The 13,799-nt window shown below is 35.4% G+C and carries 14 protein-coding genes; 9 read left to right on the plus strand and 5 right to left on the minus strand.

The genetic code is table 11. The features are described from left to right. Positions 1-60 precede the first annotated feature (60 nt). Positions 61-1,308 carry a tyrosine--tRNA ligase gene (tyrS, locus tag Q1K37_RS05595; RefSeq protein ID WP_300410331.1) on the minus strand — a complete coding sequence of 416 codons (1,248 nt, stop codon included), beginning with the start codon at positions 1,306-1,308 and terminating at the stop codon, positions 61-63. 239 nt (positions 1,309-1,547) lie between these two features. Then, complete coding sequence (locus Q1K37_RS05600) at positions 1,548-2,723, minus strand: MalY/PatB family protein (RefSeq protein ID WP_300410333.1); 1,176 nt, start codon at positions 2,721-2,723, stop codon at positions 1,548-1,550. A gap of 184 nt (positions 2,724-2,907) precedes the next feature. Here Q1K37_RS05600 and aroF point away from each other — a divergent pair, with 184 nt between their 5' ends. The 6 genes from aroF to aroQ are packed head-to-tail and all read left to right on the plus strand — an operon-like array spanning position 2,908 to position 8,985. Next, positions 2,908-3,933: a 3-deoxy-7-phosphoheptulonate synthase gene (aroF, locus tag Q1K37_RS05605; protein WP_300410334.1), complete on the plus strand. Its 1,026-nt coding sequence runs from the start codon at positions 2,908-2,910 to the stop codon at positions 3,931-3,933. Next, a complete protein-coding gene (aroB, locus tag Q1K37_RS05610; RefSeq protein ID WP_300410336.1) occupies positions 3,926-4,999 on the plus strand; it encodes a 3-dehydroquinate synthase in 1,074 nt (357 codons plus the stop codon). Before aroF ends, aroB begins: the two co-directional genes overlap by 8 nt. After that, the gene (gene aroA, locus Q1K37_RS05615; protein ID WP_300410337.1) at positions 4,981-6,249 is read left to right on the plus strand and encodes a 3-phosphoshikimate 1-carboxyvinyltransferase; all 1,269 of its coding nucleotides are present in this window, start codon (positions 4,981-4,983) and stop codon (positions 6,247-6,249) included. The genes aroB and aroA overlap by 19 nt, the downstream gene beginning before the upstream one ends. Continuing rightward, positions 6,230-7,321, plus strand: coding sequence for a chorismate synthase (aroC, locus tag Q1K37_RS05620; protein WP_300410338.1), 1,092 nt, complete (start codon positions 6,230-6,232; stop codon positions 7,319-7,321). The genes aroA and aroC overlap by 20 nt, the downstream gene beginning before the upstream one ends. Then, positions 7,314-8,558, plus strand: coding sequence for a shikimate kinase (locus Q1K37_RS05625; RefSeq protein WP_300410341.1), 1,245 nt, complete (start codon positions 7,314-7,316; stop codon positions 8,556-8,558). The genes aroC and Q1K37_RS05625 overlap by 8 nt, the downstream gene beginning before the upstream one ends. Then, positions 8,530-8,985, plus strand: coding sequence for a type II 3-dehydroquinate dehydratase (aroQ, locus tag Q1K37_RS05630; RefSeq protein ID WP_300410343.1), 456 nt, complete (start codon positions 8,530-8,532; stop codon positions 8,983-8,985). The genes Q1K37_RS05625 and aroQ overlap by 29 nt, the downstream gene beginning before the upstream one ends. A 119-nt stretch (positions 8,986-9,104) precedes the next feature. On the opposite strand, the gene Q1K37_RS05635 is transcribed toward aroQ, so the two are convergent. The 3 genes from Q1K37_RS05635 to Q1K37_RS05645 form a co-directional block, all read right to left on the minus strand. Next, positions 9,105-9,647: a hypothetical protein gene (locus Q1K37_RS05635; protein WP_300410345.1), complete on the minus strand. Its 543-nt coding sequence runs from the start codon at positions 9,645-9,647 to the stop codon at positions 9,105-9,107. Between the two features lie 174 nt (positions 9,648-9,821). Next, the gene (locus tag Q1K37_RS05640; RefSeq protein ID WP_300410346.1) at positions 9,822-10,232 is read right to left on the minus strand and encodes a hypothetical protein; all 411 of its coding nucleotides are present in this window, start codon (positions 10,230-10,232) and stop codon (positions 9,822-9,824) included. Continuing rightward, positions 10,233-11,390: a glycosyltransferase gene (locus Q1K37_RS05645; RefSeq protein ID WP_300410347.1), complete on the minus strand. Its 1,158-nt coding sequence runs from the start codon at positions 11,388-11,390 to the stop codon at positions 10,233-10,235. It abuts the gene before it with no gap. Between the two features lie 259 nt (positions 11,391-11,649). Between Q1K37_RS05645 and rplM the strand changes: the two genes are divergently transcribed. From rplM to Q1K37_RS05660, 3 genes are all read left to right on the plus strand, one after another. Next, the gene (gene rplM, locus Q1K37_RS05650; RefSeq protein WP_300410414.1) at positions 11,650-12,078 is read left to right on the plus strand and encodes a 50S ribosomal protein L13; all 429 of its coding nucleotides are present in this window, start codon (positions 11,650-11,652) and stop codon (positions 12,076-12,078) included. A 16-nt stretch (positions 12,079-12,094) separates the two neighbouring features. Further along, the gene (rpsI, locus tag Q1K37_RS05655; protein WP_300410349.1) at positions 12,095-12,487 is read left to right on the plus strand and encodes a 30S ribosomal protein S9; all 393 of its coding nucleotides are present in this window, start codon (positions 12,095-12,097) and stop codon (positions 12,485-12,487) included. Between the two features lie 343 nt (positions 12,488-12,830). After that, entirely contained in the window at positions 12,831-13,799 is a 969-nt protein-coding gene (locus Q1K37_RS05660; protein ID WP_300410351.1) for an NAD(P)H-dependent glycerol-3-phosphate dehydrogenase, read from the plus strand.

A 13,799-nucleotide genomic window follows, 5' to 3' on the forward strand; every position in this document is an offset into this window, starting at 1 on the left:
GCTTACATGAATTTGAAAGCTCGGTTATCTTATTCCTATTTTTCATTTTAAAAGCTTTATTTACTTTATCTTTATTCTATGGAATACCTTCTTACCCTTTTGAATTGTTATTTCTTCATTTTCAAAGTCTTCTAAAGTTATTTCCCTTTTAAAGTCTTCCACAGTCCTGCCGTTCAATTTAACTCCCTTTTGCATAACCAACCTTCTAGCTTCTCCATTTGATTTGGTCAACTCAAGTTTAGTAAGTAGATTTAAAATACCTAAACCATTTTCAAAGTCGTCTTTATCCATTTCAGTGGTAGGCATATTTTCATCGATGGCATTGTTTGAGAAAAGAGATTTTGAAGTTTCAAGGGCTTTTTTAGCCTCTTCTTCACCATGAACCAATTTTGTGATTTCATAAGCTAAAACTTCTTTAGCTTCATTTATCTTAGAACCTTCTAGGCTACCTAGTCTCTTACACTCATCAGTAGGCAGGAATGTAAGCATCAATAGGAATTTTTCTACATCTAAGTCGTCAACATTTCTCATGTATTGGAATAGTTCATATGGACTTGTCTTCTTTTCATCTAGCCATACAGCTCCCTTTTGAGACTTGCCCATCTTCACACCTTGAGCAGTAGTTAAAAGCTTAAAAGTCATAGCATAGACCTTGTCCTGTTCAAGTTTTCTAACTAGATCATAACCACCTAAGATATTTGACCATTGGTCTGAACCACCCATTTGTAGTTTCACACCATAATCTCTATACAGTTTTAAATAGTCGTAGGACTGCATTAGCATGTATGAGAATTCAAAAAAGGTTAAACCATCCTGCATTCTGTTTTTATAGGCGTCAAGTGTCAACATATGATTAACGTTGAAATGAACTCCAATCTCTCTCATAAAATCCAGGAAGTTTAGGTTTAAAAGCCAATCTGCATTATTTGCGATTATGGCTTTGTCGTTATCAAAATCTATGAATCTTTTAAATTGATTGTAGAAACAGTCGGCGTTATGTTTAATTTGTTCCTTGGTCATGATGGTTCTCATATCCGATCTACCAGATGGATCTCCTATCATGGTTGTTCCACCACCCAATAGGGCTACTGGCACATGGCCATGTCTTTGCATTCTCATCATTACCATAATCTGTATAAAATGGCCTATGGTCAATGAGTCTGCTGTTGCATCAAAACCTATATAAAACTTAACGGATTCCTTTCCAAGTAGTTCTCTCAATTCGTCTTCATAGGTTGCTTGCTCAAAGTAGCCTCTTTCAACTAATTCGTCAAATACATTATCGTGCTCAAGTTTATATTCAATCATGATATCCCTCCAAAATAAAAAATCTTCCATGATGAAAGGACGCTAAACCGTGGTACCACCTTTCTTCACTGGAAGTCTCAACGTAATATAAGCAATTACTGGCTTTTGACAAAGAATGTTGTAATTCCCTTAAGAACGTTACTAATTAAGGTACTGGTCATCCTGTAAGTCAATATTCAATTAACGGTATTATATCATAAACATGGAATAAATCAAGGAAGGAAAACTCCTTCCTAGACTTAAAGTTTTTTTATTTCATCTGAGAGCCTTTGAAGATGCTCCTTTAAAACTTCCGTTGGAAGGGCTATGTTAAATCTTTCATATCCGTTTCCTTCTTCTCCAAAGTTACTGCCTGGACTTGTAAATATTCTAGCCTTCTCATATAAAAACTTGTGTAGTTCTTCTTGATCAAGGCCCAAGGGCTTGAAGTTAACCCAAAGAATATAGGTGCCTTCAGGATTTGCAAATGGAAGGTTCAGCTTTTTAAAAAAGTCCTGGCATAGTTTAAAGTTTTCATCCAGTACCTTCAATAGTTCTACCAACCAGTCTTCTCCATCGGTATAGGCAATTTCACAAGCCTTATATCCTAAAATATTGATGGAGGTGGAACGCATTTTTACAAGCTCCTCCTTGAGGTTTTTTCTTAGCTCTTCATTAGAAACTATGGTATTAGAATTGTAAAGCCCTGCAATGTTAAAGGACTTTGATGGAGCGGTACATGTAATTGTAATATCTCTGATCTCTGGTGAAAGATTGGCCAAGATATGGTGTTTTTTTCCTGGTCGTATCAAATCCATCCAGATTTCATCGGAGATGATAGTGATATTATTTTCTAAACAGATTTTTCCAATTTTTAGAAGTTCCTCCTTTGTCCAAACTCTTCCTACAGGATTATGAGGTGAACAGAAGAGTAGTACCTTATTATTAGGATTGCTTGCTTCTTTTTCAAAGGCATCAAAGTCAATTTCATACCTTTCTTCACGATTTAGTAGTGGAATGTTGACTTCTTTAAAATTATTGGACTCTATGGCTCCTACCATAGGTGGGTAGATGGGTTTAAATACAATTACTCCATCTCCTTCTTTACAAAGGGATCTTAAGGCAGCTGTAAAGGCGTTTACAACTCCGGGACTTTGTACAATCCATTGGGACTCTATCTTAAAATCATGCCTTTTTAAAAACCATTTTTTTACTATTTCAAGATAGGACTTGTATGGTACTGTATATCCTAACACTGCATTGTCCAAAAAGTCCTTTAAACCTTCAACTATACATGGCGGAGTTTTAAACTCCATGTCTGCAACGGAAAGAGGTACTATATTGTCCTCAACTTTATCGCAACACTGATACATATATTCCCACTTTGCAGAGCCTTTATCTTTTCTAGATATTCTTGTAGTAAAATCGTAAGTCATATTTCCTCCAAAATAAGTTTTATTTGAGGCAATCAAATAATGATTGCTGTGTTGATTTCATTTTACCATAAAGCAAATAAAAGGTTAAAAAGTATAATAAAAATTGGGTATGATTTTTTAAAATTCCCTTAAGATGATAGAATATAGTTAATGAGAAAAACGAGAAAAAAATAAAGGATAAGGTATGATAGTAAAATTAAAAACACAAATTGACGAAGAAAATGTAAAGGATCTAATCTCTTGGTTTGAAGAAAATGAACTTTCAGTCATTCCAACAAAGGGAAAGAATTCTACAGTTTTATCTATTATAGGGGATACTAGATGGATTAACGAAACTGCAGTTAAGGCTTTTGATTGTGTAGACTCGGTTTTTAGAATTCAAGAGCCCTATAGAGAAGCCAATATAAAATATCATAAAAATCCTGCAGTTATTCAAGTGGGGGATGTAAAAATTGGTGGAGGAAATTTTGTAGTAATGGCTGGGCCATGTTCTGTTGAATCAAGAGAACAAGTTCTACAAGTGGCAGAAAAGGTTAAAGCTTCCGGTGCGGGAATCCTGCGAGGAGGAGCTTTTAAACCAAGGACTTCACCCTATTCCTTCCAAGGCATGGGAGAAGAGGGCATTAAATACCTACTAGAGGCCAAGGAGTTAACAGGGCTTCCAGTGGTATCCGAAATAATGGACATTGACGATTTACCCTATTTTGAAGACGTAGACATGCTACAAGTTGGAGCAAGAAATATGCAAAACTTTTCTCTATTAAAGAAGTTAGGTAAAGTGAATAAGCCTATTTTATTAAAGAGGGGACTTTCTGCAACCTATGAAGAGTGGCTAATGTCTGCTGAATATTTGATGTCATGGGGAAATGAACAGATAGTCCTTTGTGAAAGGGGAATTAGAACCTTTGAACATGGTGTAAGAAACACCTTGGATATTACAGCAGTTCCCTATTTGAGGCAGAGAACACAGCTTCCTATAATAATAGACCCATCCCACGCCTGTGGAGTTTGGGAAATGGTAGAACCCCTTTCCATAGCTGCTACTGCAATAGGAGCTGATGGTCTTATAGTTGAAGTTCACAATGAACCAGAAAAGGCTCTTTGCGATGGATCACAGTCTTTAAAACCAGGCAAATTCAATATGATGATGAAAAAATTGAACATTATAAAAGGTGCATTAAAGGAAATAGAAGAATTAGAAAATGAATAAAGAAATTAAAATTGCAGTTTCTGAAAGTTATAGCGTTAACGTGGGTAGGGACAATTTTGAATTGATACTCAAGTACCTGGATAAAAATGGTCATAGGTCAAAAGTGGCTATTATTACAGATGACAATGTAAAGAAACTGCATTTGAATAAGCTTACAACAATCTTCAGAGAAAATAAAGTGGATTATTTTGTATATTCCATTTTACCTGGAGAAAAATCTAAGAACCTAACAACTATTGCAGAGATAATGGACTTTCTTGCTTCAAACAAGATGTCCCGTTCGGATATGGTGATTGCCTTTGGAGGTGGAGTAGTTGGAGACATTGCAGGCTTTGCTGCTTCCATCTACCTTAGGGGGATAGACTATATTCAAATACCGACTACTCTGTTATCGGCTGTAGACTCCTCTGTGGGAGGTAAAACCGGTGTTGACTTAAAGAAGGGAAAGAATCTTGTAGGAACTTTTAAACAACCAAAGTCGGTTATATGCAATTTAAACACCTTCAATACCCTTTCTAAGGAAGAGTTTAACAATGGAATTTTTGAATGCATAAAATATGGGGTATTATTCGATGAAGATTATTTTAATATATTCTTGGAAGAGGATTTTGATTACGATTCTATTAAACTATCATTGGTTGTAGAAAAGGCCATAGAGTTTAAAGCAAAAGTGGTTATTGAAGATGAATTCGACTATGGCAAAAGGCGACTTTTAAACTTAGGACACACCTTTGGCCATGGAATAGAACAGGCATCAAATTATAATATTAAACATGGTTTTGCAGTGGGAAAGGGCATAGAGATAATCTCACAAATCAGTTATCAGCGAGGGAAGTTAAAAAATAAAGATCTCCAAAAGATACTTTTGGCAATAAAAAAGTACAATATGGCTGATTTTGTAAATTTTGGATTTAGCGAAGTTTTAGACTATGTATTGGTTGATAAGAAGATATTCAATGGAAAAATTACCATGATAATCCCGGAAAAAATTGGGAAGTGCTATTTAGAAGAGATGGATTTACAAGAAGTAAAGGAGCTTTATAGAAATTGGCAGAGAGAATTTTAATAAAACCTAGTATCCTAAAAGGTGAAGTCAATTCCATAACGTCAAAAACCTATGGTCATAGAATGATAATTTTAAGTGCCCTTTCAAAAGATGAGTCAACTTTGATTATAGGTGAATACAACGAAGATTTGTGTGCTACTTTAAATTGTATAAAAAATCTTGGAGCTAACTATCAAATTGATAAAGACGAACTTAGGGTTCTTCCTATAGAGTTAAGTCCAAAGGAAGTAAGTCTCAACTGTAAAGAGTCTGGGTCGACATTGCGCTTTATAATCCCCGTTGCGACGGCTTTATATGATAGAACCTTCATATCGGGGGAGAACAGTCTTAAAAAAAGACCTATTAAACCATTGCTGGAGGCACTTTCAAAAAGTGGAGTAAAATTTTCTAGCACCTCTTTACCTATAAAAACAGAAGGTAAGTTTGAAGGCGGGGAAATTGAACTTCCTGGAAATATTTCATCACAATTTGTTACAGGAATTTTACTTGCTTCTACCCTAATAGATAGGGATACTGAAATTACATTGACAAGTCCACTAGAATCAAAGGCGTATGTAGATGTAACCTTGGAAGTTTTAAAAGATTATGGTGTCAAGGTCATAGAGTTAGAAAATGGATATTATGTAGAGAAGAATCAAAGGCCTATGGCTCCAAAGGTTCAAAGGGTACAAGGAGATTGGTCCAATGGTGCAGCACTACTTGTTGCAGGGGCAATGGAAGGTGATGTGACAATTAGAGGGTTGAAGCTGGACAGTTCCCAGGGCGATAGAGTTATTTTAGATATATTAAAAAGTTTTGGGGCAGATTTAAAAATAGATAATAGCATACAGGTTAAGTCGCTTTTCAAAAAGCCCATTGAAATGGACATCAACGAATGTCCCGACCTCCTTCCGGTATTGGCAATCCTATCATGTAGTACAAAGGGAGTTTCTAAGTTTTTTAATGGAAGGAGACTTAGGCTTAAAGAGTCGGATAGATTAAAGAATTCTATGGATTTGATAAATAGGCTTGGAGGAAAGGCCATGGTCCTAGAAGATGATTTAATTGTCCACGGCATGGGAAGTTTAAATGGGGGAGTCGTTTCTAGTTATAACGACCATAGAATGGTTATGGCGGCAACAATTGCATCCACCATATCCCAAGGAGAAATTGTGATAGACGGATATAGGGCTATAGACAAATCCTATCCCAAATTCTTTGAAGATTTTAAAACTCTAGGAGGTAAATGTATTGAGCTCGATAATTGGTAATAGGTACAAAGTGTCAATATTTGGAGAATCCCATGGCAAATGTATCGGTGTGGTTATAGATGGAATGCCTCCAGGATTTGAAATTGATATGGAGGAACTTAAAAGATTTTTAGGCAGGAGATCTCCAGGGTCTTCCGACTTTACCACCCTTAGAAAAGAAAGAGACCTTCCAAAGTTTATGTCTGGACTATTGGATAACACAACGACGGGTTTTCCATTATGTGCAATAATTGAAAATGAAGATAAAAGATCAAAGGACTATGATAATTTAGAAAATTTGCCAAGGCCATCCCATGGTGATTATACAGCGTTTTTAAAATATAAAGGTTTTGCCGATTTAAGAGGAAGTGGCCATCTTTCTGGAAGGCTTACTGCTCCTCTTTGTATTGCGGGAGGTATAGCAAAACAAATCCTCAATAAAAAGGGCATTTATATTGGAGCCCATCTCTATGGAGTTGGAGATATAAGAGATAAAGGATATGACTTTGTCAATGTAGATAAAAATATCCTTGAAAGTACAAATAATTCCTCTTTTCCTACGATTTCAGAGGACAAGGGAAATTTGATGAAAGAGCTCATAGGTAAAGTCAAGAATGATAGTGACTCCATAGGTTCTATTATAGAAATAGGAGTAGTAGGAATGCCTAAAGCCATTGGCAAACCAATCTTCAATACGGTGGAGGGTAGACTTTCTCAGATGGCATTTTCCATACCGGCTGTCAAAGGCGTAGAGTTTGGAAAGGGGTTTGAAGCATCAACTATGAGAGGTTCAGAACATAACGACAACTACATGGTTGTAGAGGGAGAGGTACGAACTAGGAGTAACAATAGTTCGGGAATAGTTTCTGGAATTACAAATGGTATGCCAATTGTCTACAGGACTATTTTTAAACCTACAGCTTCCATAGGTAAAAGTCAGACTTCTGTAAATTTAGAGACCATGGAAGAAGAAGAGTTGCTTATTGAAGGCAGACATGACCCTTGTATAGGGGTTAGGGCAGTTGCTGTAATGGAGGCTGCTACTAGTGTGGTACTCTTAGATATGTTGATGGAAGAGGGATATTATGACTAGAGATATTTTTGGACTTATAGGTAAGACTTTAAAACATAGCTTTTCACCAAAGCTTCATAGCTATCTAGGAGATTATAAATATGAACTCTATGAACTGGAAAAAGATGAGTTGAAAGATCTTTTTAAAAGAAAGGATATTAAGGGAATCAACGTTACCATGCCCTACAAAGAAGAGGTAATGAAGTATTGTACCAGATTTTCGCCAGAAGTTTTGAAAATTGGATGTGTAAACACCATAATTTTTGAAGGTAAAGAAATAATAGGATATAATACGGACTACTTCGGAGCCTATGAGATGCTTCGAAAAATCGACTTAGAAATTAAAGATGGATTTGTGGCAATCCTAGGAGATGGTTCAACTTCAAAGACCCTTCGAAGCGTTGTGGAAGACATGGGGGCAGAGAAGATAATAAATGTATCTCGTAAAGGCGAAATTAAATTTCAGGATTTGAATAGATATCAAGAAGCAGAAGTCATTATAAATACAACACCAGTTGGAATGTACCCGGACAATTTACAATCCCTATTAAATTTAAAGGACTTTCCCAAGTTAAAAGCCGTTGGAGATGTGGTTTATAATCCTCTAAGGACCAAACTGATATTAGATGCTAAAAGACTTGGGATAAGGAATACAATAGGACTTAGAATGCTTGTTTATCAGGGGATAAAAGCATATGAACTATTTTTTAATCGTGAAGTAAAGGATTCAAAAAAAGAAGAAATCTATAATAAGGTCTACGGGGATGTATCCAATATTATCCTAGTGGGAATGCCTGGTTCTGGCAAGACCTCCCTAGGCAAGTCCATAGCTAAGGAAATGAATAGAAAATTTATAGACCTGGATAGGGAAATAGAGGATATAAATCATATGTCCGTTCCAGGAATCTTTTCAGAATATGGAGAAGAGGGTTTTAGGGAGCTAGAACATATTGCCTGCACCAAATTTGGAAAAGAAAATGGAGTGGTCATATCCACTGGTGGGGGAGTTGTTTTGGATAAACACAATTATAATCCCTTAAAACAAAATGGGGTAATAGTTCAAATAGAAAGACAGCTCAACAAATTGGCAACTAAAGGAAGACCTCTATCAAAGGGAGGTTATAAAGACCTGGTAAAACTTCAAATGAGTAGGAGAGAAAAGTATCAGGATTTTGCAGATTTTAAGGTTGTGAATATTTACCATCCAAAATGCGTGGAGGATATTATAAATGGATTTAAAAAAATTACTGGTAATTAATGGCCCCAATTTAAATATGTTGGGGAAAAGAGAACCTCATATCTATGGAGAGCGGACCTACCAAGACCTTTGTGAATTTATAGAGGACTACTGCAGAGAAAAAGATATATATGTGGAAATTTTTCAGTCAAATCATGAGGGAGACATAGTTGATGTAATTCAAAAGGCCTATGGAAGGTTTCAAGGTATAATTTTAAATCCTGCGGCCTATACCCATAGTTCTATTGCAATATTAGATGCATTACAGGCGGTTGGTTTGCCTACGGTGGAAGTGCATCTTTCAGATATTTTACAAAGAGAAGACTTTAGACAGATTTCATATATTAGAGATTACTGTTTAAAATCCGTAATTGGACTAGGCTTTGATGGATATATTGAAGCAATAGATTTTTTGCTGGAATATGATATAGAGAATAATAGTATCTAATCTGACATCGATTTAACTGTCAAATGCAATAAAAGTCGGTCACCCTTTAATCGAGTGACCGATTTTTAAAGTGCTTTATCCTTGAATTAACTGACTTGACCACTTTTTGTTCTATAAGGTCAATAGCTTGGAACTTCGATTAAAACTCCTTGTTTTACATCATCTACAAGTCCATCCTCTGTCAGGCGCAGTTGTCCAGTTATCTCCTGTTCATCAAGCTTTTTACCGTCCTTTAAGTACCCTAAATTAAATTTGTAATCATAGTATTCAAATTCATCGGAAGACTTTTCCGGCTTTACTTCGGTTAATTCTATATTGGACATTTTAATTTCCATACCATCTTGGTTTTTAGCAATTCCCAACCAGATAAGAGGATTTTGCCCAGAAAATCTATTGTAACCATCCTGGGTCATCAAAGGCTTAAACTTATCCTGTAGGTATTTTTCCAATTTATTTTCAGAATTTTTATCCTCAGGAACGCCTTCTCCAAGAACTTGAAAATTACTTTCGTCAAAGACATCGGTTTCCTCTGGTGAATAGACGGTTTTAATGAAGTTTTCTGCATCTTTTTTATGACTAGAGTTGGAACAACCGAAGAAAGTTCCGATTGTAAAAGTCAAAAGTACTATAATGAGAAAACTTCTAATCATTTTTTTAAACATATGATCATCCTTTCTTTTGAATCTTACATTATATTATACCCAATTAGAAAGAAAATGATAAAGTTTATTTTTTTGTGAAAAATAGATAAAATCCACCCGTAGGTTTTCTCTAAGGATGATTAATGATTATAAACCTTTATGGCCAATGTTGCTATGGAAGAGTTTTGCTTAAATCTAGCTTTTACTGAAAAAGTCATGGTCACAATTGTTACAGTGAACCTTTATTTTTCCCTTGCCTCTAGGAACTCTCATCTCTTTTTTACAATTTGGACATTTGAAATATTTGTATTTTTTAAAATTCAAAGCTTTACTTTTCTTTCTTTTAAAGAATCCCAAAAAACTATTTCGCAGTTTAAGATAGTCTTGATTTTCCTTAGCTCTTTGAACTCTATTTCGAGAAAGAATAATAAAATCAGAGTAGAATATGGTTGCCAATCCAAATACTCTTAAAAAATTATTCAACATGGATCTATCCTTTGTGATAAAAGAACAGAGGATTACTATAATTCCAAGGATAGAAAGAAATCTTGAAAATTGATTGACTCCATTTCTACCTTCCATAAATTTATTGATCCAATCTTTCATTTAAAAAACTCCTTTAACATATTTTTTGTAGACATCAAGTATATTATTTGCAAAGGCCTTTGCAGAACAGGTTTTTATTGCATGTTCTCTACAATTTTTAGACATCTCTTCCAATATGTCTTTATTATCTAAAAATTCATTTAATTGTTCCTTAAATTCTTCGAATTTCCTATATCTAAAACCGGTTTTGCACTGAAGGATTGGCTCCTTTAGACAGATATCGTCTCGGCATAGGACGGGTAACCCGTTAAAAAGTGCTTCAACATAGGTAAGACCTTGGGTCTCTGAAGTAGAAGCGGACACAAAGAGGTCTGCCATCTGATAATATATATTTATCTTTTCATTATCCACTAGCCCGGTAAAGATAACATAGTCCATACCTGAGGACTTGGTATATTCTTCCAATTCTCGTTTTTCTGGCCCATCTCCAACTATTACAAAGGAAATGTCCTTTCGTTTAATTCTATTTAAATATTCTAAAATTTCACCTATATTTTTTTCCTTGCCAACTCTTCCTACGAATAAAAGGACTTTGTTTTCTATTGGTATACCAATTTTTTCTCTTAATGCATCGGTTTCTTCGCTGGTATATACTTTTTCGAATTTTTCTTCTTCCAATCCAGTTGGAACTATGTGAATAGGTTTTGTCAGTCCATAATCTTGTATGATATTTTTGGTTTTAATCGTAGGAACGATAAAGGCTGTGGTCTTGTCGGAGATTGTCTTTGTAAATTTTTCTACCAACATTTTGCCAATTGTTTCGGATTTTGAAAAATAATGTGTATAATCTTCATATAGTGTATGATAGGTGTGAACATGGGGGATATGAAGTTTCTTTTTGATAATTCTAGCTATGTGAAAAGTGGTAAACTCACTTTGACTATGGATGATATCTGGGTGCCATTCTAAAATTTCATCTATTAGAGGGCTTTTCCAGGCAAGGGTAAATCTTGCATCGGGATAGAGTATTGAAATATCAAAGGACCCTAAATAGATTATATTTTCTTCTCTGTCTATATAGGATTCGGTAGATGGGGACAAAGTCAAAATCTTTACATCATGTCCCAGTTTTAATAATTCCTGTCTTAAGTTCTTTACTGACGTGACTACCCCGTTGGTAATGGCAGCGTAGGCATCAGTGGAAATCAAAATTTTCATTTATTCACCTCAAGAAGATTATAACACAGTAAAATTATTAAAAAAAATTTAAAAATGTGAAGAAAAAATTTGACTTTTCGACTAAACTCCTATATACTACTATGGTGTTAAAAATGATTGTCCCGGTCCTTTTTAACAATATTCACAAAATCGCCTAGTGGCCAAGGGTGCGATTCATAAAAGCTTGGTGGGAAAACAATCGCTATTTGACGGCGATGTCTAAATGGTCAAAAATATTGTAAAAGAGGAAGGAAGACAGATGAAAAGCTATAATGTAAGAGCTAAAGACATACAAAGAAAATGGTATGTTGTAGACGCTACAGACAAAGTTCTTGGAAGATTTGCAAGTGAAATTGCAGCAATTCTAAGAGGAAAAAATAAGCCTACATTCACTCCTAACCTTGACACCGGTGACTATGTAATAGTCATAAACGCTGACAAGATTAGAGTTACAGGAAACAAGAACAAAAAGAAAATTTACAAGAAACATACAGGATACCCTGGTGGACTTAGAACAGTTACATTTGATGAACTTATTGAAAGAAAACCAGAAAGAGCTATTGAATTAGCCGTTAAAGGTATGTTGCCAAAGAACAAATTGGGCAGAGCTATGTACAAGAAATTGAAGGTATATGCTGGAGAAGATCATGGACATGAAGCTCAAAAACCTGAAACTTTAGATATTTAGGATAGGAGGGAAATAGATGGCTGATGTACAATATTTAGGAACCGGAAGAAGAAAAACCTCCGTTGCTAGAGTTAGATTGGTTCCAGGTAACGGAAAATTTATGGTTAACAAGAAACCTATAGATGAATATTTTAACTATGAGACATTGAAAGTTATCGCTAGAGAACCTCTTTCATTAACTGAAAACCTTGAAGGTTATGATGTTTTTGTAAATGTTAAAGGTGGCGGTTACACAGGACAAGCAGGAGCTATTCGTCACGGTATTGCTAGAGCTCTTCTTCAAGTTGATGAAGAACTAAGACCTACTTTAAAGAGAGCAGGATTCTTAACTAGAGACCCTAGAAAAGTTGAACGTAAAAAATACGGTAGAAAGAAAGCTCGTAAGAGTCCACAATTCTCAAAGAGATAAGAATATTATTACAAGCCTTGGATTTTTTCCTTGGCTTTTTTTATTCTGTAAACTGCAAGCTGAAAATATGATTGGGTTTAGTAATTTAAATAAAACAGGAAAAGAGGGTGTGACGGGGTTAGCATCACACCCTCTCGAAAGGGTATAGTGTATTGAAGTAACACTTGTACATGATTCGATATTAATAGGATAGTTTTAATATCTATTAAATCATACAATAAAATCTGAAAAGATGCAAGTCTTTTATAAAATTTTATTTATTCTAATCTATGGTAAAATTGATTATATGGAATATTCCTAGAGCCATTGTACTTTTGGCTTGTGGAACTGCTATGGAGGAAATATGAATATTACAGTGATTGGCTGTGGAAGATGGGGATCTTTTATAGCCTGGTATTTGGACAAGATTGGAAAGAATGTAACCCTATATGGTAGAGAGAATTCTTCTAATTTTAAGAGATTTTGTGAAACTAGAAAAAATGATTACATTGAATTACCCAAAAGTTTGAAACTATCTTCTGATTTAAAGGATGTTTTAGCTTCTGAAATAATTGTAATTTCCGTTGGAGCCCAAAGTTTTAGGTCTTTACTACATGAATTGGAAGAGTTTGATATAAGGGATAAAAAGATTGTACTATGCATGAAGGGAATCGAGATAGACAGTAGAAAGAGATTGAGTGAAGTTGCAGAAGAGATTTTACATCCTTCAAATTCTATTGCTGTTTGGATTGGGCCTGGTCATGTTCAAGAGTTTTATCGAGGGGTTCCAAACTGTATGGTAATAGACTCTAAGGATGAGGATTTAAAAAAATATCTTGTAGACGAATTTTCATCGTCTCTGATACGTTTTTATTATGGTACGGATTTAATTGGCAACGAACTAGGCGCTGCCACTAAGAATGTAATAGGTATTGCTGCAGGAGCCTTGGACGGTTTGGGGCTTAGCTCCTTGAAGGGGGCGTTGATGAGCAGGGGAACAAGGGAGGTTTCCAGGCTTATAGAAGCCATGGGAGGCAATCCCTTTTCTGCCTATGGCCTTTGTCATCTAGGTGACTACGAGGCGACGGTGTTTTCGGAATTTTCACATAATAGAAAATTTGGAGAGTCCCTGGTTACAAATCAAAAGTTTAATAGCCTTGCAGAGGGCTACTATACAGCTAAGGCCATTGTGAGACTAAAGGAAGAGTATGACGTAGATATGCCTATTACCCAAGCGGTATACAATGTTTGTTATGAGGGCAAAGACCCTCGCAAGGAACTGGAGAACTTATTTTTAAGATCCTTAAAAGATGAATTTACACAGGAGAGATAA

Origin of the sequence: Lagierella sp., assembly GCF_029983815.1 — a bacterium.
Classification (GTDB): Bacteria; Bacillota; Clostridia; order Tissierellales; family Peptoniphilaceae; genus Mediannikoviicoccus.

What these genes read in the sequence shown, in the direction of transcription:
- Q1K37_RS05645 (WP_300410347.1), bottom strand. Translation starts at nt 11,390, where the DNA reads ATGAAAATTTTGATTTCCACTGATGCCTACGCTGCCATTACCAACGGG.
- aroQ (WP_300410343.1), top strand. Translation starts at nt 8,530, where the DNA reads ATGGATTTAAAAAAATTACTGGTAATTAATGGCCCCAATTTAAATATG.
- Q1K37_RS05660 (WP_300410351.1), top strand. Translation starts at nt 12,831, where the DNA reads ATGAATATTACAGTGATTGGCTGTGGAAGATGGGGATCTTTTATAGCC.
- Q1K37_RS05635 (WP_300410345.1), bottom strand. Translation starts at nt 9,647, where the DNA reads ATGTTTAAAAAAATGATTAGAAGTTTTCTCATTATAGTACTTTTGACT.
- rpsI (WP_300410349.1), top strand. Translation starts at nt 12,095, where the DNA reads ATGGCTGATGTACAATATTTAGGAACCGGAAGAAGAAAAACCTCCGTT.
- tyrS (WP_300410331.1), bottom strand. Translation starts at nt 1,308, where the DNA reads ATGATTGAATATAAACTTGAGCACGATAATGTATTTGACGAATTAGTT.
- aroF (WP_300410334.1), top strand. Translation starts at nt 2,908, where the DNA reads ATGATAGTAAAATTAAAAACACAAATTGACGAAGAAAATGTAAAGGAT.
- rplM (WP_300410414.1), top strand. Translation starts at nt 11,650, where the DNA reads ATGAAAAGCTATAATGTAAGAGCTAAAGACATACAAAGAAAATGGTAT.
- Q1K37_RS05625 (WP_300410341.1), top strand. Translation starts at nt 7,314, where the DNA reads ATGACTAGAGATATTTTTGGACTTATAGGTAAGACTTTAAAACATAGC.
- Q1K37_RS05640 (WP_300410346.1), bottom strand. Translation starts at nt 10,232, where the DNA reads ATGAAAGATTGGATCAATAAATTTATGGAAGGTAGAAATGGAGTCAAT.
- aroB (WP_300410336.1), top strand. Translation starts at nt 3,926, where the DNA reads ATGAATAAAGAAATTAAAATTGCAGTTTCTGAAAGTTATAGCGTTAAC.
- Q1K37_RS05600 (WP_300410333.1), bottom strand. Translation starts at nt 2,723, where the DNA reads ATGACTTACGATTTTACTACAAGAATATCTAGAAAAGATAAAGGCTCT.